At 70.7% G+C, this 20,996-nt stretch carries 18 protein-coding genes and 1 riboswitch; of the genes, 6 read left to right on the top strand and 12 right to left on the bottom strand.

Translation table 11 applies throughout. The features are described from left to right. Nucleotides 1–3: 3 nt before the first annotated feature. From ACZ46W_RS09690 to ACZ46W_RS09670, 5 genes are all read right to left on the bottom strand, one after another. A complete protein-coding gene (locus ACZ46W_RS09690) occupies nt 4–1,752 on the bottom strand; it encodes an ABC transporter substrate-binding protein (RefSeq protein WP_468334018.1) in 1,749 nt (582 codons plus the stop codon). An 86-nt stretch (nt 1,753–1,838) separates the two neighbouring features. Beyond that, entirely contained in the window at nt 1,839–2,837 is a 999-nt protein-coding gene (locus ACZ46W_RS09685) for an ABC transporter permease (protein ID WP_468334015.1), read from the bottom strand. Between the two features lie 396 nt (nt 2,838–3,233). Next, nucleotides 3,234–4,025 (bottom strand): enhanced serine sensitivity protein SseB C-terminal domain-containing protein, encoded by a 792-nt coding sequence (locus ACZ46W_RS09680; RefSeq protein ID WP_366127250.1) that lies wholly within the window; start codon nt 4,023–4,025, stop codon nt 3,234–3,236. Nucleotides 4,026–4,061: 36 nt separating this feature from the next. Next, on the bottom strand, nt 4,062–4,802 hold the full coding sequence (locus ACZ46W_RS09675) for an enhanced serine sensitivity protein SseB (protein WP_468334012.1): 741 nt from the start codon (nt 4,800–4,802) through the stop codon (nt 4,062–4,064). 73 nt (nt 4,803–4,875) lie between these two features. Then, nucleotides 4,876–5,547, bottom strand: a complete 672-nt coding sequence (locus ACZ46W_RS09670; RefSeq protein ID WP_468334009.1) for an AAA family ATPase — start codon at nt 5,545–5,547, stop codon at nt 4,876–4,878. 185 nt (nt 5,548–5,732) lie between these two features. Then, nucleotides 5,733–5,825: riboswitch (glycine riboswitch) on the top strand. 143 nt (nt 5,826–5,968) lie between these two features. Here ACZ46W_RS09670 and gcvT point away from each other — a divergent pair. The 5 genes from gcvT to bla all read left to right on the top strand — a co-directional run bounded on the left by gcvT (nt 5,969) and on the right by bla (nt 11,338). Further along, the gene (gene gcvT, locus ACZ46W_RS09665) at nt 5,969–7,084 is read left to right on the top strand and encodes a glycine cleavage system aminomethyltransferase GcvT (RefSeq protein ID WP_468334006.1); all 1,116 of its coding nucleotides are present in this window, start codon (nt 5,969–5,971) and stop codon (nt 7,082–7,084) included. 58 nt (nt 7,085–7,142) lie between these two features. After that, entirely contained in the window at nt 7,143–7,520 is a 378-nt protein-coding gene (gene gcvH / locus ACZ46W_RS09660) for a glycine cleavage system protein GcvH (protein ID WP_468334003.1), read from the top strand. A gap of 11 nt (nt 7,521–7,531) precedes the next feature. Next, a complete protein-coding gene (gene glyA / locus ACZ46W_RS09655; protein WP_366127255.1) occupies nt 7,532–8,791 on the top strand; it encodes a serine hydroxymethyltransferase in 1,260 nt (419 codons plus the stop codon). A gap of 188 nt (nt 8,792–8,979) precedes the next feature. After that, complete coding sequence (locus ACZ46W_RS09650; protein ID WP_468333999.1) at nt 8,980–10,350, top strand: L-serine ammonia-lyase; 1,371 nt, start codon at nt 8,980–8,982, stop codon at nt 10,348–10,350. A gap of 52 nt (nt 10,351–10,402) precedes the next feature. Next, nucleotides 10,403–11,338, top strand: a complete 936-nt coding sequence (gene bla / locus ACZ46W_RS09645) for a class A beta-lactamase (protein WP_468333996.1) — start codon at nt 10,403–10,405, stop codon at nt 11,336–11,338. Here the strand turns inward: bla and ACZ46W_RS09640 are convergent. The 7 genes from ACZ46W_RS09640 to ACZ46W_RS09610 all read right to left on the bottom strand — a co-directional run bounded on the left by ACZ46W_RS09640 (nt 11,331) and on the right by ACZ46W_RS09610 (nt 18,375). After that, on the bottom strand, nt 11,331–12,275 hold the full coding sequence (locus ACZ46W_RS09640) for a CopD family protein (RefSeq protein WP_468333993.1): 945 nt from the start codon (nt 12,273–12,275) through the stop codon (nt 11,331–11,333). The genes bla and ACZ46W_RS09640 overlap by 8 nt on opposite strands. Then, nucleotides 12,272–12,487, bottom strand: a complete 216-nt coding sequence (locus tag ACZ46W_RS09635) for an EF-hand domain-containing protein (RefSeq protein ID WP_468333990.1) — start codon at nt 12,485–12,487, stop codon at nt 12,272–12,274. The genes ACZ46W_RS09640 and ACZ46W_RS09635 overlap by 4 nt, the downstream gene beginning before the upstream one ends. An 84-nt stretch (nt 12,488–12,571) precedes the next feature. Then, on the bottom strand, nt 12,572–13,762 hold the full coding sequence (locus tag ACZ46W_RS09630; RefSeq protein WP_468334729.1) for a YncE family protein: 1,191 nt from the start codon (nt 13,760–13,762) through the stop codon (nt 12,572–12,574). A 384-nt stretch (nt 13,763–14,146) separates the two neighbouring features. Next, a complete protein-coding gene (locus ACZ46W_RS09625; RefSeq protein WP_366127259.1) occupies nt 14,147–14,662 on the bottom strand; it encodes an ATP-binding protein in 516 nt (171 codons plus the stop codon). Nucleotides 14,663–14,893: 231 nt separating this feature from the next. After that, nucleotides 14,894–15,661 (bottom strand): enoyl-CoA hydratase/isomerase family protein, encoded by a 768-nt coding sequence (locus tag ACZ46W_RS09620; protein WP_468333987.1) that lies wholly within the window; start codon nt 15,659–15,661, stop codon nt 14,894–14,896. Between the two features lie 78 nt (nt 15,662–15,739). Then, complete coding sequence (locus ACZ46W_RS09615; protein WP_468333984.1) at nt 15,740–16,975, bottom strand: L,D-transpeptidase; 1,236 nt, start codon at nt 16,973–16,975, stop codon at nt 15,740–15,742. Nucleotides 16,976–17,139: 164 nt separating this feature from the next. Next, the gene (locus ACZ46W_RS09610) at nt 17,140–18,375 is read right to left on the bottom strand and encodes a L,D-transpeptidase (protein WP_468333981.1); all 1,236 of its coding nucleotides are present in this window, start codon (nt 18,373–18,375) and stop codon (nt 17,140–17,142) included. A gap of 282 nt (nt 18,376–18,657) precedes the next feature. Here ACZ46W_RS09610 and glgX point away from each other — a divergent pair, with 282 nt between their 5' ends. Continuing rightward, nucleotides 18,658–20,934 carry a glycogen debranching protein GlgX gene (gene glgX, locus ACZ46W_RS09605; RefSeq protein ID WP_468333978.1) on the top strand — a complete coding sequence of 759 codons (2,277 nt, stop codon included), beginning with the start codon at nt 18,658–18,660 and terminating at the stop codon, nt 20,932–20,934. The last annotated feature ends 62 nt before the right edge of the window (nt 20,935–20,996 follow it).

The raw sequence follows: 20,996 nt of genomic DNA, 5'->3' as shown, positions 1-20,996 counted from the left end.
GGGCTACTTCTTCGTGGTGCCGATGTTGAGGTAGTCGTACTGACCGCTCCAGGCCGCCGAGGCGACCATGTTGGTGCCGTGCGGCGAGCGGTAGTTCAGAACCTTGAAGTACGACAGCGGGACGATGGCCGCCTGCTCCATGACCTTCTTGTCGACCTCGACGTACGCCGTGTTGCGGGCGTTCTCGTCGGTGTTGGCGATGGCGTCGTCCAGCAGCTTGTTGATCGTCGGGTCGTTCAGCTCCGACAGGTTGGTGTTGCCGGACTGGCCGATGGCCTTGCCGTGCACGATCTGCTGGAGGTAGCCGTAGCCGGTCGGCCAGTCGGCACCCCACTGCATCATGATCAGACCGATGTTCTCCTTCTTGGTGAAGGACGGGACACCGGCGTAGTCGCTGAAGTACTTGCTGCCCGGGTACTGCTTGATCTTGGCGTCGATCCCGACCTTCTTCAGCGAGGCGACGACGGCGGTGGCGGCGTCGACCTCCTGCTGGCGCTCACTGCGGGCGGAGATGAAGGTGGAGATCTTCTCCTGGCCGCAGGCCTTCAGGTGCTGCTTGGCCTTGGCGACGTCGCCCTTGTTGCCCTCGGAGGGGTACAGGTCGAACTTCTGGTGGCCGGGGAGGTCGTTCGGCATCACGGTGGTGGCGATGTCACCGCGGATCGGGCCGCCCATCGCGGTCTGCACGGAGACCTTGTCGATGGCGTACTGCACGGCCTTGCGGCACTCGACGTTGTCGAACGGCTTCACCTTGGTGTTGATCGCCGTGTAGACGAGCCGGCCGCCGTAGGTGTTGTCGGTGTTGGCCTTCAGGTCTTCCTTGGACAGGATCTCCGCCTGCGTCTGGGCGTCGACGCCACCGCCCTTGAGGTCGGCGATGATGTCGCCGGACATCAGGTCCTTGTCGATGGTGGCCTGGTTGACCTTGAGGTTCAGGACGATCTTGTCCGGGTACTGCTTGCGCAGCGGGTCGGTCTTGGCGTCCCAGTGCTCGTTGCGGACCAGGACGACCTGCTGGCCGTCCTTGTACGTCTCGAACCGGTACGAGCCCGTGGAGAGGATGGACTTGGTGTAGTCCGCGCCCTTGTCCTTGGCCCTCGGCACCGGGGCGGTCTGCGGGGCGCTGACCAGGTAGTCGAAGTCCGCGAACGGCTTGTTGAGCTTGAAGACGATGGTGTGGTCGTCCGGGGTCTGGATGGACTCCAGGCCCTTCTCGCTCTTGTCCTTGTACGGGCCCTTGTACTTGGCCGGGTCCGCGAGGAGCTGCTGGAAGTAGTTCGGGCCGTTGGACAGCACGTCACGCGCGAAGTTGGAGCGCTCGACGGCGTACTTGACGTCCTTGGCCGTGACCGGCGTGCCGTCGCTGTACTTGACGCCCTTGCGGATCTTGTACGTCCAGGTCTTGCCCCCGTCGCTGGGGACACCCATGCCCTCGGCGAGGTCGGCGACGAGCTCGTTGCCCTTCTCGCCGGGGCCCGGCTTGAAGGTCGTCAGCGGGCGCGCGTAAAGGCGGCTGAAGTTGTAGATGAAGGAGTAGTACGTGTTGCCCGGGTCGAACGACTCGGGAGCGTCGGCCATCGCGTAGGTGACCGTTCCGCCCTTCTTGTCCGAGGCGTTGACGACACCGGTCGTCGCGGCGTTCGCCTTGGCATTGCCCTTGGCGCTCTGGCCGTCGTCCGCCTTGCTGCAGCCCGCGAGGAGCAGGCTGGCACTGCTGACGACCGCGATCGCGGCCACTGCTGACCTTCGCATTTTCGTCGAACTCCCCTTTGTTTTCGGAAACATGTCGGTACGTTCCCGGCCCGTTGGTGCGGCCGCCATGGGTGACGTGGCAGACGTCAGCGGCTGCGCGGGTCGAGAGCGTCCCGAAGGCCATCACCGAGCAGGTTGAAGGCCAGTACGGTGATGAAGATCGCGAGGCCGGGGACGAGCATGAACTGCGGATCAACCTGGAAGAAGTTGACCGCCTCCCTCAGCATGCCGCCCCACGAAGCCTGCGGTGGCTGGATTCCGACGCCGAGGAAACTGAGCGACGCCTCGAAGATGATGTTGGTCGGAATGAGCAGTGTCGCGTAGACCGTGATCGGCCCCACGAGGTTCGGCAGCAGCTCGCGGAAGAGGATGTACGGGCCACGGGCCCCCATCCCGCGCGAGGCGTCGATGAACTCGCGTTCCCTCAGGGCGAGGGTCTGGCCGCGCACGATACGTGCCATGTAGGGCCAGTTGAAGAACCCGATGACGAAGATCAGCACGCCGATGTGCAGGGGCAGGCCCTCCAGACCGAAGGCACCGCCCTGGAGCGTCGCCGAGATGGCGATGGCGAACAGCAGCAGCGGGAACGCCAGGAAGGTGTCCATCAGCCGGCTGATGAAGGTGTCCACACGGCCGCCGTAGTACCCGGCGATCAGGCCGAGCACCACGCCGATGACGTTGGACAGGATCGTCGCACCGAAGGCGACGACCAGCGAGACCCAGGAGCCCTCCAGGATCCGGGCGAGGATGTCGCGGCCGAACTTCGGGTCGACGCCCAGCGGGTGGTCCCAGCTCATCCCGCCGAACCCGCCCTTGGGGAGCGAGGTGTTGGGATCGACCAGGTCCTGCTGGAAGGCGTTCGGGTCCAGGCCCAGCAGCGCCTGGAGGGGCCGGGAGAGCATGGCGACCAGGATGAGCAGGACGACGATCACTCCACCGGTCACTGCCATCTTGTCCCGCTTGAAGCGGGTCCAGGCGATCTGACCGAGTGAACGACCTTCGATCTGCTTGGACTTGACGCCTTCAAGTACGGCCTCAGGCGCCGCCTCGGCCTGTGATCCGGTGGTCTCAATGGGTGCGGTCATCGTCCCTCGTGCTCGCCCGTGCCGACGGTCGCCGGCAGTGCTCGACGAACCGTCCGGGTCTGCGGCACGGTCCGTTCAGGGAGTGCGCGAATGCGCTGCACGCATGTGCGACGCCCCCTGGTTGGGGGGAGTCTTCAATGGGTTCACGATCACCCGCCAGACCTCACCGGGAATGTTTGCGCAACCGTGATGCGGGTTGCCGGCTTCCGTTATCCGGACGCAGTGATCGCCTCAGCGGACCAACTCGGCCACTATCGAAGCGAAACGGACACTCCGGCGGTCACCCTGCGGACACCGCCGTCGTCACCCGGCGGTCACCCTCACGGTCGCCGCGCGGTCGTCCCCGCGGTCACCCTCGCGGTCACCCTCACGGTCGCCGCGCGGTCGTCCTCGCGGTCACCCTCGGGGCGGGTAGCCGTACCCCGTGCCGGGCACGATGGGCGCGGTGGCGTGCGCCTCGCGGTCGTAGAACGGGCGGGCGTTGGCCCGCAGCCACATCGTCACCGGGTCGTACTCGTCGGACATCGCGACCGTCGACACGGGCAGGCCGTCGGGGACGGCGGTGACGGACTGGGCCATCATCGCGCGGACGGCATCGACCGACGCCTGGCCGGTGTCGTACAGGTCCAGGCCGATGGCGAGGTACGGGGTGCCCAGGGCGGGCTGGACCCAGGCGCGGCGCAGCGAGCGGACGGCGGGGGTGCGGTGGGCGTTCTGCGTGAGCAGGGCGTAGAACTGCGGGATCTGGATGGCCGGTTCGGACAGCTTGAGCGGGCCGGCGGGCATCCGGTCCAGGCCGGTGGCGATGCGGCGCAGGTCGGGCCAGGGGATGCCGACGCCGCCGCCCGGGGCGTGCGGATTGAGCCAGATGCCCCAGCGGTCGGGGTAGAGGGCGCGGGCGATGTCCCGGCCGCCGATGACCTCGTGGGCGCGGTTCCAGCCGGAGACGGCGAGCTCCTGGGCGGAGGTGACGCACGGGGCGTAACCGAGGCCGTCGACCTCCATGTTCCCGTACTGGGCGTCGGGCGAGCCGGCCTGGCCGTGCCAGAGCAGCATCCAGAGCCGGCCTTCGGCGAGGGCGTGCAGGAGCGCCTCGTACGCGTCGTAGCGTCCGGGCGTCACCTGGCTCAGCAGGTGCTCGACCTGCCCGGCCGCCGCTCCGGCCGCCGCGGTGCCTGACGCGCTCACCCTGGGTCCCGCCCCTCTTCCGTCCACCCGACCAGCTTATGCGTGCCCGCGCTGGTAGAAGGGCCGTACCTTCTCCAGCATCCAGTCGCCCACCGGGTCCTGCGCGATGTCGAGCAGGACCATGTTGACCGGCCACGGCACCTGTGCCCGGCCCAGCGCCCGGCCGAGGGCGTCCATCGGTACGTTACGGTCGGCGCCCTCCCAAGAGGAGAGCTGGACGCCGATGAAGAGGGTGGGGTCGCCGCCCTCGATGCTGGCGAGGCAGCGGCGGGCGGTCAGGACGGTGGCGGTGGCGTCGAACTCGGCGGCCGCGGCGGACAGGAAGTCGACCGGGTCCTCCTGCCAGTCCGGCTCGAACAGCCGCACCCGGGCGCCGCTCGCGGGGCCGTCCAGCGGAGTGCGTCCGGCCCGGCACAGTTCGGCCACGGCGGGCGGCGGCAGCGGGGCGCCGACGGCCCCGCCCGGGTTCACGGCGATGCCGAGCTGCGGCGGCAGGCCACGGGCGAACTCGACGGCCGGGGCGACGGCGTACGCCATGTGGGCGCCCACGCACTGGGTGAACTGCTGCTCGGAGCTGTAGACCGGGACGTACCCCTGCCCGTCGATCTCCAGGGTGGGCAGGTCCAGGTTCGGGCTGTCGGGACCGCCGCCGTTGGGAAGGGGCACCCAGACGTGGCTGCGGCCCAGGACCTCGAGGAGGCGGCCTCCGGCCGCGGGGTTGCCGAGCGAGGCGGCGAGCACCTCTTCGAGCTCGTTGCCCGGCCATGCAGTGTCCACTGGTGCTCCCGGTCCTTCCCCGCGTGTGCTGTCGCTGCCCGCAGCACCCTAACGCGGGCCGCCGCACCGTGGATCAGTGGAACGCGATCCGGGTCAGCGCGGACGCCGCCGGCCGGTCCAGCAGGATCGCGGACGCGCACCCGCGCGGCACGACGCCCCGCTCCGCGTCCCGCACCAGCCGGCCCACCGCCCGGCGGTGCCGCCCGAAGGCGTACCCGGACACGCCACGGCCCCGCTCCCGCTGGCCCTCCCGGGCCGTGCCGGGCGTGACGTCCAGCAGGAACAGGTGCAGGGCCGTGCCCCGCCGCGCCGCCTCGCGGGCCAGCCAGCGCCGCACCCAGGCCTGCGTACCGCAGTCGTGCACGACGACGCTCCGCCCGGCGCGCAGCGCCCGCCGCAGCCCCGCGTAGTGCGCGAGCCGGACGAGGGGCCGGTAGACGGCGTACGGCAGGAAACCGGGGACCCGGCGCTCCCAGCGTTCGCGGGCGTCCTGCGAGTCGATGCCGCGTCCCTGGGCCGTCCGGGCGATCAGGGTCGACTTGCCGCTGCCGGGCAGGCCCGAGACGACCACCAGGTCACCGTCGGTGAAGGTCAGCGCCCGGGGCCCGCGCCCGCCCCGGTCCCGCAGGTCGCGCACGACCGGCAGGGCGGGCGCGGCGGCCGCCGCCCGCCCCCGCGCGGGCAGCCCCGGCTGGGCGGGCACTCCCGTGGTCGTCGCGTACGCCCCGGTCCGCTGCAACGTCATCGCTACTCCCCCTGCTAGGGCCCGGCGGGTCCCTGGGTCGGCTTCTGTCGACCCTTGCCCAAGAAGTGTAAAGAAAGGGTAATAAGCCACAAGCGATTTGCCGACGAGACCCCGCGTGCAATGATGTGCGCGCCAAGCGCAGTGCGGTCGCGTTCGACCGTACCCACAACCGCATACCGGCCGCTTGAATCCGCGCGGGAGAGTTCCGGGTCCCGCCCGGGCGCCGAAGGAGCAAGTTCCTCCCTTGAATCTCTCAGGCCCCGTACCGCGTGGATGAGGCAGATCTGAAAAGCGGGCCGCCGTGGCGGCTCCACCCAAGGTGCAAGCCGAGGGCCGTCCCCGTACGGTCACGGTGAACCTCTCAGGTTCCGATGACAGATGGGGAGGATCGTCTTCGAGCCATGCCCTGGGAGCCACATCCATGAGCACTGCCCCCCGCCTGACCGCCCTCGATGCCGTGCATCGCGCGCTGGGCGCCACCATGACCGACTTCGCGGGCTGGGACATGCCGCTGCGGTACGGGAGCGAGCGCGACGAGCACAACGCCGTCCGCACGAAGGCCGGACTCTTCGACCTCTCCCACATGGGTGAGATCACCGTCACAGGCCCGCGGGCCGCGGACCTCCTGAACTTCGCCCTCGTCGGCAACATCGGCAGCGTCGGCGTCGGCCGCGCCCGCTACACGATGATCTGCCAGGAGGACGGCGGCATCCTCGACGACCTGATCGTGTACCGGCTCCAGGAGCAGGAATACATGGTCGTCGCCAACGCCTCCAACGCGCAGATCGTCCTCGACGCGCTGACCGCCCGCGCCGCCGGCTTCGACGCCGAGGTGCGCGACGACCGCGACGCGTACGCGCTGCTCGCCGTCCAGGGCCCCGAGTCCCCCGGCATCCTGAAGTCGCTCACCGACGCCGACCTGGACGGGCTGAAGTACTACGCGGGGCTGCCCGGCACCGTCGCGGGCGTGCCCGCGCTGATCGCCCGCACCGGCTACACCGGGGAGGACGGCTTCGAGCTGTTCGTCGAGCCGCAGCACGCCGAGAAGCTGTGGCAGGCGCTGCTAAAGGCCGGGGCGCCGGTGGGCCTGATCCCCTGCGGGCTCTCCTGCCGCGACACGCTGCGCCTGGAGGCGGGCATGCCGCTGTACGGGCACGAGCTGACCACGTCCCTGACCCCGTTCGACGCGGGCCTGGGCCGGGTGGTCAAGTTCGACAAGGAGGGCGACTTCGTGGGCCGTGAGGCCCTGGCGGCCGCCGCCGAGCGGGCCCAGATCGCCCCGCCGCGCAAGCTCGTCGGCCTGATCGCCCAGGGCCGCCGCGTCCCGCGCGCCGGCATGTCCGTGGTGGCCGGCGGCCGGGTCGTCGGCGAGGTCACCTCGGGCGCCCCGTCGCCGACGCTGGGCAAGCCGATCGCCATGGCCTACGTGGACGCGGCGCACGCCACGCCGGGTACCGAGGGAGTCGGCGTCGACATCCGCGGTACGCATGAGCCGTACGAGGTCGTCGCGCTGCCGTTCTACAAGCGCCAGAAGTGACCTCCCGCACCACCACCCCGTTCACCAGCACTCCCCCGCGTACAGGAGAATTCCCGTCATGAGCAACCCCCAGCAGCTTCGCTACAGCAAGGAGCACGAGTGGCTGTCGGCCGCCGAGGACGGCGTGTCGACGGTCGGCATCACGGAGCACGCGGCGAACGCGCTCGGCGACGTGGTGTACGTCCAGCTCCCGGAGGTCGGTGACACGGTGAGCGCGGGCGAGACCTGCGGCGAGCTGGAGTCGACCAAGTCCGTCAGCGACCTGTACTCCCCGGTGACCGGCGAGGTCGTCGCGGCGAACCAGGACGTCGTCGACGACCCGTCGCTGGTGAACAGCGCCCCGTTCGAGGGCGGCTGGCTGTTCAAGGTACGCGTCACGGAGGAGCCGAAGGACCTGCTCTCCGCCGACGAGTACACCGAGTTCTCCGGCAGCTAAGGACCTCCCCGATGTCGCTTCTGAACACCCCTCTCCACGAGCTGGACCCGGACGTCGCCGCCGCCGTCGACGCCGAGCTCCACCGTCAGCAGTCCACCCTCGAAATGATCGCCTCGGAGAACTTCGCTCCGGTCGCGGTCATGGAGGCCCAGGGCTCCGTCCTGACCAACAAGTACGCCGAGGGCTACCCGGGCCGCCGCTACTACGGCGGCTGCGAGCACGTCGATGTCGTCGAGCAGATCGCCATCGACCGCATCAAGGCCCTCTTCGGCGCCGAGCACGCCAACGTCCAGCCGCACTCGGGTGCCCAGGCCAACGCCGCCGCGATGTTCGCGCTGCTGAAGCCCGGCGACACGATCATGGGTCTGAACCTCGCCCACGGCGGGCACCTGACCCACGGCATGAAGATCAACTTCTCCGGCAAGCTCTACAACGTGGTCGCCTACCACGTCGACGACGCGACCGGTCAGGTCGACATGGCCGAGGTCGAGCGCCTGGCCAAGGAGTCCAAGCCGAAGCTGATCGTCGCCGGCTGGTCCGCCTACCCGCGCCAGCTCGACTTCGCCGCCTTCCGCCGCATCGCGGACGAGGTCGGCGCGTACCTCATGGTCGACATGGCGCACTTCGCGGGCCTGGTCGCCGCCGGTCTGCACCCCAACCCGGTGCCGCACGCCCACGTGGTCACCACCACGACCCACAAGACGCTGGGCGGTCCGCGCGGTGGCGTGATCCTGTCGACGGCCGAGCTCGCCAAGAAGATCAACTCCGCGGTCTTCCCCGGCCAGCAGGGTGGCCCGCTGGAGCACGTGATCGCCGCCAAGGCGGTCTCCTTCAAGGTCGCGGCGAGCGAGGAGTTCAAGGAGCGCCAGCAGCGCACCCTGGACGGCGCCCGCATCCTGGCCGAGCGCCTGGTCAAGGACGACGTGAAGGAGCACGGCGTGTCCGTGCTGTCCGGCGGCACCGACGTGCACCTGGTCCTGGTCGACCTGCGCAACAGCGAGCTGGACGGCCAGCAGGCCGAGGACCGCCTCCACGAGGTCGGCATCACGGTCAACCGCAACGCGATCCCGAACGACCCGCGGCCCCCGATGGTCACCTCGGGCCTGCGGATCGGCACCCCGGCCCTGGCCACGCGCGGCTTCCAGGCCGAGGACTTCACCGAGGTCGCCGACATCATCGCCGAGGCGCTGAAGCCGTCGTACGACGCGGACGCCCTCAAGGCCCGGGTGTCGGCTCTGGCCGCGAAGCACCCGCTTTACCCTGGTCTGTAGTCTCTGTAGGGATTACGTAGGTACGCAGGCGTTACGTACGTAACAGACCGACATGCGGGGCACCGCGCACACTGGACAGTGAGTGCGGTGCCCCGTCCCTTGCCCCGCCCCGCACCACCCGTGCCCCACCCGCGTTGCCCCTGCACCACCCCGGCAGACAGCGACGTCTTCCAACCAAGGAGTTCCCCGTGGCCATCTCGGTCTTCGACCTGTTCTCGATCGGCATCGGCCCGTCCAGCTCCCACACGGTCGGCCCCATGCGCGCCGCCCGGATGTTCGCCCGCCGGCTGAAGAACGAGGGCCTGCTGGCCCCGACCGCCGCGATACGCGCCGAGCTGTACGGCTCGCTGGGCGCGACCGGCCACGGCCACGGCACCCCCAAGGCCGTCCTCCTCGGCCTGGAGGGCAACTCGCCCCGCACGGTCGACGTCGAGACCGCCGACGAGCAGGTCGAGCGGATCAAGAGCACCAAGCGGATCAACCTGCTGGGCGCGCACGAGATCGGCTTCGACTTCGACGAGGACCTGGTCCTGCACCGCCGCAAGGCGCTGCCGTACCACGCCAACGGCATGACCCTGTGGGCGTACGACGCCGAGGGCGCCACCCTGCTGGAGAAGACGTACTACTCGGTCGGCGGCGGCTTCGTCGTGGACGAGGACGCGGTCGAGGGCGAGAACCCGATCGTCCCCGACGACACCGTGCTGAAGCACCCCTTCCGCACCGGTGACGAGCTGCTGCGGCTCACTCAGGAGACCGGGCTGTCGATCTCCGCGCTGATGCTGGAGAACGAGAAGGCCTGGCGCACCGAGGAGGAGATCCGCGAGGGCCTCCTGGACATCTGGCGGGTCATGCAGGCCTGTGTGTCGCGCGGCATGTCCCGCGAGGGCATCCTGCCGGGCGGCCTGAAGGTCCGCCGCCGCGCCGCGAACACCGCGCGCAAGCTGCGTTCCGAGGGCGACCCGCAGGCCCTGGCCATGGAGTGGATCACGCTCTACGCGATGGCCGTGAACGAGGAGAACGCCGCGGGCGGCCGCGTCGTCACCGCCCCGACGAACGGCGCCGCCGGCATCATCCCGGCCGTCCTGCACTACTACATGAACTTCGTGCCCGGCGCCGACGAGGAGGGCGTGGTCCGCTTCCTGCTCGCCGCCGGTGCGATCGGCATGCTTTTCAAGGAGAACGCCTCCATCTCCGGCGCCGAGGTCGGCTGCCAGGGCGAGGTCGGCTCGGCCTGCTCGATGGCGGCGGGTGCGCTCGCCGAGGTGCTGGGCGGCAGCCCGGAGCAGGTGGAGAACGCCGCCGAGATCGGCATGGAGCACAACCTGGGCCTGACCTGCGACCCGGTCGGCGGCCTGGTCCAGATCCCGTGCATCGAGCGCAACGGCATGGCGGCGGTCAAGGCGGTCACGGCGGCGCGGATGGCGATGCGCGGCGACGGCAGCCACAAGGTCTCCCTGGACAAGGTCATCAAGACCATGAAGGAGACGGGCGCCGACATGAGCGTGAAGTACAAGGAGACCGCGCGCGGCGGCCTGGCGGTCAACATCATCGAGTGCTGACACGCCGCCGGAACGTTTCCTTCCGGCGCGGCACCCGTGATGGGCTCGGCCCATGACGGAGAACGACAACGCATCGACGTTACGGGGCGGCCGGGCCACCCGCCGCACCCTGCTGACCGCCGCGGCGGGCGCCGCCGCGCTCGTGGCGACGGGCGCTTCCGGCGCCTTCGCCGCTTCCCCTCGCGCCGGGGCGCCCCAGGCGGCCGCCGCCGGGCGGTTGCGGGCGCTGGAGCGGCGGCACGGGGCCCGGCTGGGCGCGGTCGCCCGCAACACGGTCACGGGTGCGACGGTGCTGTACCGGGCCGGTGAGCGCTTCCCCATGTGCTCGACGTTCAAGACGCTCGCGGCGGCGGCCGTGCTGCGCGACCTCGACCGGCACGGCGAGGTGCTGGCCAAGCGCATCCGCTACACCGAGGCGGACCTCGTGCCGAACTCCAAGAAGTGCGAGGAGAACCTGGCCACCGGGATGACCGTCGCCGAGCTCTGCGACGCGACCATCCGCTTCAGCGACAACACGGCCGCCAACCTGCTCCTGCGCGAGCTGGGCGGCCCCACCGCCGTCACCCGGTTCTGCCGCTCCCTCGGGGACACCGTGACCCGGCTCGACCGCTGGGAGCCCGAGCTGAACACCTGCGAGCCGTGGCGTATCGAGGACACCACCACGCCCGCCGCCATCGCCGGCACCTACGAGCGCCTCGTCCTCGGCGACGCGCTCGACCGGGGCGACCGCGAGCGGCTGACCGGCTGGCTGCTGGGCAACACCACCAGCACGCACCGGTTCCGCAAGGGGCTGCCCGAGGACTGGCGGCTCGCCGACAAGACGGGCGGCGGCTCGTACGGCACCAACAACGACGTGGGCATCGCCTGGACGCCGGAGGGCACCCCGGTCGTCCTCGCCGTGCTGACCACCAAGCCGGAGCAGGACGCCGCCCCCGACGACCTCCTGGTCGCCCGTGCGGCGACGGTGCTGGCCTCGGCCGTCACCTGAGCACCGCCGAGTGCACGCTGAGCCAGTGGGGGTCGGGCACCACCGTCAAGGCCGCCGACACCACGACGACCCCCGCCAGCACCGCCAGCTCGGTGCGGGCGGGGGCCGCCGCGTCCCCGCCCCGGCGCAGCCGCCGGCGGGCGGTCACGGCCAGCGCGCTCGCCACGGCCACCAGCAGCAGCTTGACGATCAGGATCCTGCCGTAGGCCGTGGTGAACACCACCTCGGCCGGGAGGCGGCGCAGCGTCGAGCAGGTGCCGGTGACGGCGAGCGCGGCGTACAGCCAGCCGGCGAGCCGGGCGTACCGTGTCAGTGCCTCCCGTCCCCCGCCGTCGCGCAGCCGCACCGTCCGCAGCACGTACAGCAGCCCGCCCACCCACAGGGAGGCGGCCGTCAGGTGGACGACGGTGAGGGCGGTGCCCAACTCCGGGGTGTACGGCTCGGGGTGGGCGCGCAGTGCCTCCGCGCCGACCGCGAGCGCCAGCGGGCCGGCCGCCCAGCCCGGGCGCCCCAGCGCCACGCAACCGGCGGCCAGGGCGAAGGCGTTGGCCGTGGCGAGCAGCAGCGCGCCGTCCCGCGTCCCGTACGTGCCGGTGATGTCCAGGTCGCTGACCTCGGCGAGCAGCACGATCTGCCCGGCCGAGGCGGCGGCCCCGACGAGGGCGGCCCACAGGGCCCAGGAGCGGGGCGTGCGTCCCGGTCCGGCCAGCCGGGCGCCGGCGAGTTCGCCCAGGTGCAGGGCGAGGGCGGCGAAGACGGCGGCGCGCAGCACGGTCGTCGGGCCGGCCGCGGGGATGGGCAGTTCCCCGGTGCCGCGCATGGCGATCCCGGCGCCGAACAGCGCCACGGCCACCGCCACGAGCCCGCCCGCGGCGAGTGCGGTACGACCACGGCGCCGCCCGGTGGTCCGGGCGGCGCCGTCGGTGTGCGTGGTCACGCCTTGTTGAGGTGCGCCCAGAACTCCTCGAAGGTGAGCTGCCCGTCGCCGTTGCCGTCCTGCGCGTTGATCACGGCCTGGGCGACGGTCTCCGTGACGTTGAAGTCGCCCAACTGCGCCATGACGCTCTTGTACTCGGCGGCCGAGATGAGCCCGTCCCCGTTCACGTCGTACCGCTCGAACGCCTTGCGTGCCGCCTCGATGTCCGCCACTGGTCCACCCCTTCTTGGTGCATAACTGACGCCGGTCAGATTATCGGCAGGGGGTGTGGACCCGGTCCGGGGGCCATGGTCGGCTCAGCGGAAGACGCCGGTGTGGCCGAGCGAGTAACGGCCTGGCTGGGGGTAGACGGCGAGGCCGTGCGGGCCGCCGCCGACCGGGATGCGGGCCAACTGCCTGCCGGTCGTCGTGTCGACGGCGTACACCTCGGAGTCGTACCGCCCCGACAGCCACAGCACCTTGCCGTCGGCGGACACTCCGCCCATGTCGGGTGAACCGCCGTCCGGCAGCCACCACTTCTTGGTGAGCCTGTTCCGCGCGAAGTCGAACACGGAGATGGACCCCTCGCCCCGGTTGGGGATGTACATCTCCTTGGAGTCGCGCGAGACGTACAGCCCGTGGGCGCCCTTGCCGGTGGGCAGGAGCCGGGGGGTGGTGAAGGAGTCGCCGTCCAGCACCCACACGCCGTGCGCCATCATGTCGGCGACGTAGAAGGTCTTCCCGTCGGGCGAGACCTTCACGTCCTGCGGCATGGCGCCCTGGAAGGGCAACTTCTGCTGGCCGGTGACCTTCATCCGCTCGGTGTCGACCTTGAGCAGTTCGCCGGAGAACTCGCAGCTCACGATGAAGTACCGGCCGTCGGCCGAGAAGTCGGCGTGGTTGACGCCGTAGCAGGTGACCGGTTCGGTGTGGCGCCGTTCCATGGTGTGCGGGTCGCGGAAGACCAGCTCGCGGTCGAGGGAGGCCATGACGACGGCGTACTTGCCGTTGGGCGTGAAGTACAGGTTGTAGGGGTCGTGCACCTCGACGTCCTTGCCCCGGGTGCCGGTGGCGGGGTCGATGGGCGTGAGCGTGTGGCCCCGGTTGTTGTTGACCCAGAGCGTCTTGAGGTCCCAGGACGGCACGACGTGCTGCGGCTGGACGCCCACCGGGATGGTCTCGATGACCTTGTACGTCTTGGGGTCGATGACCGAGACGGTGTTGGACAGGGTGTTGGGGACGTACACCCGGGACGGGAAGCCCTTGACCACCGGGGAGAGCTTGCCGGGGCGGTCGGCCGCGTAGATGTCCTTCGGGTCGAGGACGGGCGGCATGCCCGGCAGGCCCGCCGGGGCGGCTTTCTTCGGTACGGAGAGGGGGACGGCGGCCTGGCTGCCGCGCACCTCGGGCCGGTCGGCGCCGCTGCCGCAGCCCGGGAGCGCCGCCGCGGTGGCGAGCAGGGCGGCGGCCGCGAGGAGGCTCGTGGATCGCTTCGTCAGGTGCGGCATGGTCACGCGCCCATTAAGGGTGCCGGGTCGTCGGCCGCGCTCCCCCGGCCGGCCCGGCCCGGGCTCCCCGGTCCCCGCCAACGACGTGACCGGTCGATGAATCACGCACCAGAGCCCATATTTATTCATGGTTTATGAGGTCAGTGGCTCATCTCACCTACGATTCATTCCCCCGCTGGCCCGATTTGCTGATTCTGTCCTGGTTTGGTCTTTTGGTGGCAAGGCCCCCCGTCTGCCATAGTCGGGGACACACGACCCCCATTGACCCGGGCCAGGTCGTTCCGGCGACCGTGGATACACCCCCCAAGTCCACGGCGCTCCATACGGAAGCCCCCGAGGGCGCCGCATCACGGCGCCAGGGGGCTTCCTTGCGTCGGCTCGCCGTCAGCGGTCGGAGACCCGCATTTCGAACCAGGTGGTCTTGCCGCGCGGCAGCAGGTCCACGCCCCACCGGTCGGAGAGCTTGTCGACCAGGAAGAGCCCGCGGCCGCTGGTGTCCAGCTCGTGCACCGGCATCAGGCAGGGCAGCCCCCGGGACGGGTCGCGCACCTCGATCCGGATCCAGCCGCGGCGGCGCAGCATCCGCAGCCCGAAGACCCGTGCGCCCGTGTGCCGGACGGCGTTGCCGACGAGCTCGGAGACCAGCAGGATCGCGTGCTCGGCGATCTGCGGGGTGAGCGCCCACTGCCGGAGCACGACGCACTGGGTCAGCCGGCGGGCGGTCGCGGCGGATTCGGGGCGGGAGGGCAGCCGCACCTCCTCCTCCGTCGGGTTGCCGAACAGTTCCAGCGCCTTGAGCGCCTGTTCGTCATCCGCGGCGGGTACCCACCGCGCGGCGGTAGCGCTGCCGCGCTGCCCCGGTTGCTCTACACCTTCCAGCCCCGCCATGCCCACCATCATGGCCGCCCGGCGGCCTCCGCGTGGCCGTTCCGGTGGAATCGATGCCCCGGAATGAGCGGTTCCCGGGGCATCACCCGGCATATGACCCTGGCACCAGGAGGCCGGAAAAGGGCACCTGACCTGCGGCGACACGGTCGGCACGGAAGGGCGTCCGGCCCATACGAGCCGAACCGCTTAAGGTCCCTTTAAGGCTGCCCTAAACCACCCACACGGCTGACAACTCGCCTTTCCTCAGAGGAACTTGGCCTTGCCCGGGCCCTCCTCCACGAAGCTGCGCATGCCGCGCTCCCGGTCCTCGGTGGCGAACAGCCCGGCGAACCAGTTGCGTTCCACGGTCAGACCCGTGTCGATGTCCGTCTCCAGACCGGCGTCGATGGACTCCTTGGCCGCGCGCAGCGCCAGCGCGGGCCCCTGGGCGAGCTTCGCGGCCCACCGTTGCGCCTGCTCGTAGACCTCGGCGGCCGGGACGACCCGGTCGACGAGCCCGATCGCGAGGGCCTCCTCGGCCTTCACATGACGGCCCGTGAAAATCAGGTCCTTGGCCTTGGACGGGCCCACCAGGCGGGCCAGCCGCTGCGTACCGCCCGCGCCGGGGATGAGGCCCAGCAGGATCTCGGGCTGGCCCAGCTTGGCGTTCTCGCCGGCGATCCGGAAGTCGGCGCACAGCGCCAGCTCGCATCCGCCGCCCAGCGCGTACCCGGTGACGGCGGCGACGACGGGCTTGGGGATGCGGGCGACGGCGGTGAACGAGTCCTGGAGGGCCTTGGAGCGCAGCACCATGGCCGCGTGGTCCATGGCCTGCATCTCCTTGATGTCCGCGCCGGCCGCGAACACCTTCTCGCCGCCGTACAGCACCACGGCACGCACGTCGTCGCGGCGGGCCGCCTCCTCGGCGAGCTCGCGCAGCCGGTCCTGGGTGGCGATGTCCAGCGCGTTCATCGGCGGGCGGTCCAGGCGGATGGTGCCGACGCCTTCGGAGACTTCGAGAGTGACTGTCATGGCCCGCAGGTTAGTCCCCGTTAACGACAACGGGCCCGGCGCTGTGAGGAACAGCACCGGACCCGTACGCACCACGTGTTACTTGATCCACTCCGACCAGGGCATGTTCCACCCGTTCAGGCCGTTCTCCGGCTGGATCTGCTTGTCCTTGGAGTTCTTGACGATCACCACGTCACCGATGATCGAGTTGTTGTAGAACCAGGCCGCCGGGGTCGAGCCGTCGTACGCGCCCCGCACGTCCCGCAGGCCCACGCAGCCGTGGCTGACGTTCGCCGAGCCGAAGGTCCCGCTGGAGGCCCAGTAGTTGCCGTGCACGAAGGTGCCCGAGGTGGACAGGCGCATCGCGTGCGGCACGTCCTTGATGTCGTACTCGCCGCCGAAGCCCACGGTGGCGCCGTTCATCCGGGTCACCTTGTACTTCTCGCTGATGACCATCTGGCCGTTGTACGTCGTCGTGGACGGCGCGCCCGCGGTGATCGGGATCGTCTTGATGACCTTGCCGTCACGGACGACCTTCATGGTCTTCTCGCTCGCGTCGACCGTGGAGACCTGGCTGCGGCCGATGGTGAACTTCACCGTCTTGGCCTGCTTGCCGTAGACGCCCGGGCGGCCCTCGACGCCGTCCAGGTCGAGCCGCACGGTCACCTTGGTGCCCGCGGCCCAGTACTTCTCGGGACGGAAGTCCAGGCGGTCGTTGCCGAACCAGTGGCCCTCGATGGGCACGGACGGCTCGGCGGTCACCTTGATGGCCTTCTCCACGGCCTCCGGGTTGGTGATGCCACGGGTGAAGTTGATCGACACCGGCATGCCGACACCGACGGTCGAGCCGTCCTCCGGCGTGTAGTGGCCGATGAAGGTGTTCTTCGGTACGAGGGTGGTGAAGGTGGTGTCCTTCGCCGACTCGCGCCCTTCGGCGTCCTTGGCGACCGCGTGCACCTTGTACTTGGTGCCGGCGGCCAGGTGCCGCACCGGCTCCCAACCGGTGCCGTCGGCGGCCGTCTTCCCCTCGACCTGGTTGCCCTTGGAGTCGGTGACGGTGACGGTCGTCAGTTTCCCCTTCTCGGCGGTGATCTTCAGGGCCCCGCTCGTCGCGACCGAGGTGGCGCCGTCCTTGGGCGCGATGGTCACGACGGCCTGCGAGGCCGCGTTCTCCACCTTCGCGCCGCCCTTGGCGCCCTTGTCCGCACCCTTGCCGCCGTCGGCGGAACCGGAACCCCCGCACGCCGTCACCAGCAGCAGCAACGCCCCCAGCACCAGAGCCAGCAGGCCCTTGCCCGCCCCGGCCGATGCACCCGATATCGGCTGCACGTTCACTTTGCTGTTCTCCCCTCGCACGGCCTGGCACCGCCACGGCCCGCACCCCCGCACGCCCCCACTCGCGCGTGCACCGCGATAGATAATCACACCGCGGGCGCTCCCGAGCACCCGCGCATGTCACCGTTCAGTCCCAAACGACGGACAATGAGGGGCAGCGAGGGTCAATGCAGGGCGGAACCGGCCTTCCACTGGTTCCATTCCATGTTCCAGCCGCCCAAACCGTTGTCGGGAGAAACCTTCCGGTCGGTCGAGTTGACCACCTCCACCACGTCACCGATCAGCGTCCGGTCGAAGAACCAGCCCGCCGGGGACTCCGGGTCGCCGCCCTTCACATCGCGCAGCCCCACGCACCCGTGGCTGACGTTGGCCGAGCCGAAGGAGGACTCCGGCGCCCAGTAGTTGCCGTGCAGGAACGTCCCCGAGTCGGTCAGCCGCATCGCGTGCGGGACGTCCTTGATGTCGTACTCGCCCTTGCCGTCCTTCTTCTTGAAGCCGACCGTGGCGCCGTTCATCCGCGTCACGTCGAACAGTTCGGTCACCACCATCTTCCCGTTGTACGTGGTGGTCTTCGGCGCCCCCGCCGTGATCGGCAGCGTCGTGACGAGCCGGCCGTCGCGCCGCACCTCCATGGTGTGCTCCTCCGCGTCCACCCGGGAGACCTGCGAGCGGCCGACCGTGAACCCGATCGTCTTGTGCTGGATGCCGTACACCCCCGGCGCCGCCGCCACGTCCCGCAGCCGCAGGTCGACGGTCACCTCGGTACCGGGCTTCCAGTACGCGCGCGGGCGGAAGTCCAGGCGCTCCTTGCCGAACCAGTGGCCCACCACCTCCACCGGCGGGCGGGAGGTGACGCGGATGGCCCGCTCGACGGCCGCGCGGTTCTCGATCGGCCGGTTGAAGGAGAAGGAGACGATCATTCCGGTGCCGACGGTGGAGCGGTTCTCGGGCTTGAAGTAGCCGATGAACCGGTGCTCGGGCACCGCGGTGGTGAACGTGGTGTGCCGCGCGGAGCGCCGCCCGTGCGCGTCCAGCGCGACCGCGTCCACGCTGTACTTGGCGGCCAGCGCGAGCCGGACGCCGGGCGCCGGGCGCCAGCGCAGCCCGTCCTCCGAGATCGCACCCGGCACCTGGACCGGCTGCGCGTCCTCGACCTTCACCACCTTGACCCGCTCCAGCCGCCCGCTGGGCACCCGCACCTCCACCCCGCCGTCCGGGGCCACGCCCTTGGCCCCGTCCTCCGGCGTCACCCGGATGGTGTCGTCCGGCGACCGCCCCTTGCCGCCCATGCCGAGGTCCAGGCCGCCGTCACCGGTGCACCCGGCCAGCCCTGCCATCAGCCCTGCACATGCCACGGCAGCGGCCACGCAGAGCCCTGCCCGCTTCAGTACGTGTCTCACGATGCGACCAACGACTGCCACCCTCCAGGGGAAACGTGAGTGCGGGTCATGTTGGGAGCCGGGCAGTCCGGGCAGAACAGGGGGAGGACCACAAGCGGGGCCGCGGCCGGGACGCCGCGGCCTCGTGGCGAGTGAGCCGAAGGGGTGCGGCGGGTGCCGAGAGGGAGAACGCGCGGAGGCTGTGAGGAACGAGCAGCCGAGCACGATCGACCGTCGACACACGCTTGAGCACCCCGGAGGTGAACCGAGCCGCCATAAAAGGGAGCCGCGGGAGGCCGGCAGGTGTCGAGCGCAGCCGAGCAGCAGGCAGTGCAGCGTGCGGTGGGTGACGCACTGCTGGACGGGAGGCCCGCCCCCGCCGGGGCACGGCGCCATGGGCCGGACGGGCTCCACCAGGACCCGGACCCGCCCACCCCACCCCTATGGCCGGGCGCGCCCACGCCGCTCGGTGCCCGCTTCCGGGCCGGTCCGGGCGGGGCGACGGGTACGAACTTCGCGCTCTGGTCGGGCGGCGCGGAGGCGGTCGAGCTGTGCCTGTTCGACGAGGACGGCACCGAGAACCGGCTGCCGCTTACCGAGCTGACGCACGAGATCTGGCACGGCTTCGTGCCGGGCGTACGGCCGGGGCAGCGGTACGGCTACCGGGTGCACGGCCGCTGGGACCCGTGGACGGGCGCCCGCTGGAACCCGGCGAAGCTGCTCCTCGACCCGTACGCGCGCGCGGTGGACGGGGACTTCACGCTGCCGCCCGAGGTGTACGGGCACGTGCGGGACTGGCCCGAGCAGCACGTGGCCGACACCGTGCGCGACACGCGCGACTCGGCCCCGTACGTGCCCAAGGGGGTGGTCGTCCACGATGACGACGACTGGTGCGACGACCGGCGGCCCAAGACGCCTTGGGCGGACTCGGTCATCTACGAGGTCCACGTGCGCGGCTTCACCAAGCGCCACCCGGGCATCCCGGAGGAGCTGCGCGGTACGTACGCGGGCCTCGCGCACCCGGCCGCGATCGAGCACCTCGTCTCGCTCGGCGTGACGGCGGTGGAGCTGCTGCCGGTGCACCAGTTCGCGCACGAGGACCACCTGCTGCGGCGGGGGCTGCGCAACTACTGGGGCTACAACTCCATCGGCTACTTCGCGCCGCACGCCGCGTACAGCGCCTCGGGCACGGCCGGGCAGCAGGTCGGCGAGTTCAAGCGGATGGTGAAGGCGCTGCACGCGGCGGGCATCGAGGTGATCCTCGACGTGGTCTACAACCACACGGCCGAGGCGAGCGAGCTGGGGCCCATGCTGTCGCTGCGCGGCATCGACAACCGCGGCTACTACCGGCTGGCCGCCGACGCCCGCCGGTACGCCGACTACACGGGCTGCGGCAACACCCTGCACGTCGTCCAGCCGCACGTGCTGCGGCTGATCACCGACTCGCTGCGCTACTGGGTCACGGAGATGGGCGTCGACGGCTTCCGCTTCGACCTGGCGGCGGCGCTGGCCCGCTCCATGCACGACGTCGACATGCTCTCGCCGTTCCTCGCGGTGATCGCCCAGGACCCGGTGCTGCGGCGCGTGAAGCTGATCGCCGAGCCGTGGGACGTGGGCAACGGCGGCTACCAGGTGGGTGCGTTCCCGCCGCTGTGGACGGAGTGGAACGACCGCTACCGGGACGCCGTGCGCGACTTCTGGCGCGGCGCGCTGCCCGACGTACGCGACCTCGGCTACCGGCTGTCCGGGTCCAGCGACCTGTACGCGTGGGGCGGCCGGCGCCCGTACGCCTCCGTCAACTTCATCACCGCGCACGACGGCTTCACGCTGCGGGACCTCGTGTCGTACGAGCGCAAGCACAACGAGGCCAACGGGGAGGGCAACCGGGACGGCACGAACGACAACCGGTCGTGGAACTGCGGCGCCGAGGGCGAGACCGACGACGAGGGGATCAACGCGCTGCGGCGGCGGCAGGTGCGCAACCTGCTCACCACCCTGCTGCTGTCGACGGGCGTGCCGATGCTGGTGGCGGGCGACGAGATGGGCCGCACCCAAGGCGGCAACAACAACGCCTACTGCCAGGACAACGAGACCGGCTGGGTCGACTGGTCACTGCCGGAGCGGCTGGGGCCGCGCGGGCTGCTGGACCTGACGTCCCGGCTGCTGGCGCTGCGCCACGCCCACCCGGTGCTGCGTCGCCGGGCGTTCTTCTCGGGCCGCCCCCAGGGCGCGGACGGGCTGCGGGACCTGGCGTGGTTCACGGCGGCGGGCGCGGAGATGACGGAGGCGGACTGGTACGCCCGGACCGCGACGATCGGGATGTACCTCTCGGGGCGGGACATCCCGGGCCGGGACGCGCGCGGTGAGCCGGTCACGGACGACAGCTTCCTGGCGGTGCTCCACGCGGGCGCCGAGCCGGTGGACTTCCGCCTGCCGGGCCCGCCGTGGGCGGAGGCGTACGAGCTGGTGGTGGACACCGCGCGGGAGGACCAGTCGGGCGCGCCGGGCACGGTGCACCCGGGCGGGGAGGTGGTGACGGTGCCGGCGAGGTCGGTGCTGCTGCTGAGGGTCCGGGACTAGTCGAGGATCGCTCGACCCGGGGAAAAGCGCGTGAGCGATGTCAGTGGCGAACCGTAGGCTCA

The sequence above is a fragment of the Streptomyces sp. NPDC031064 genome, from assembly GCF_055570965.1.
Note: the sequence above shows the minus strand (reverse complement) of the source record. Positions and strands in the feature narration are given on the sequence as shown.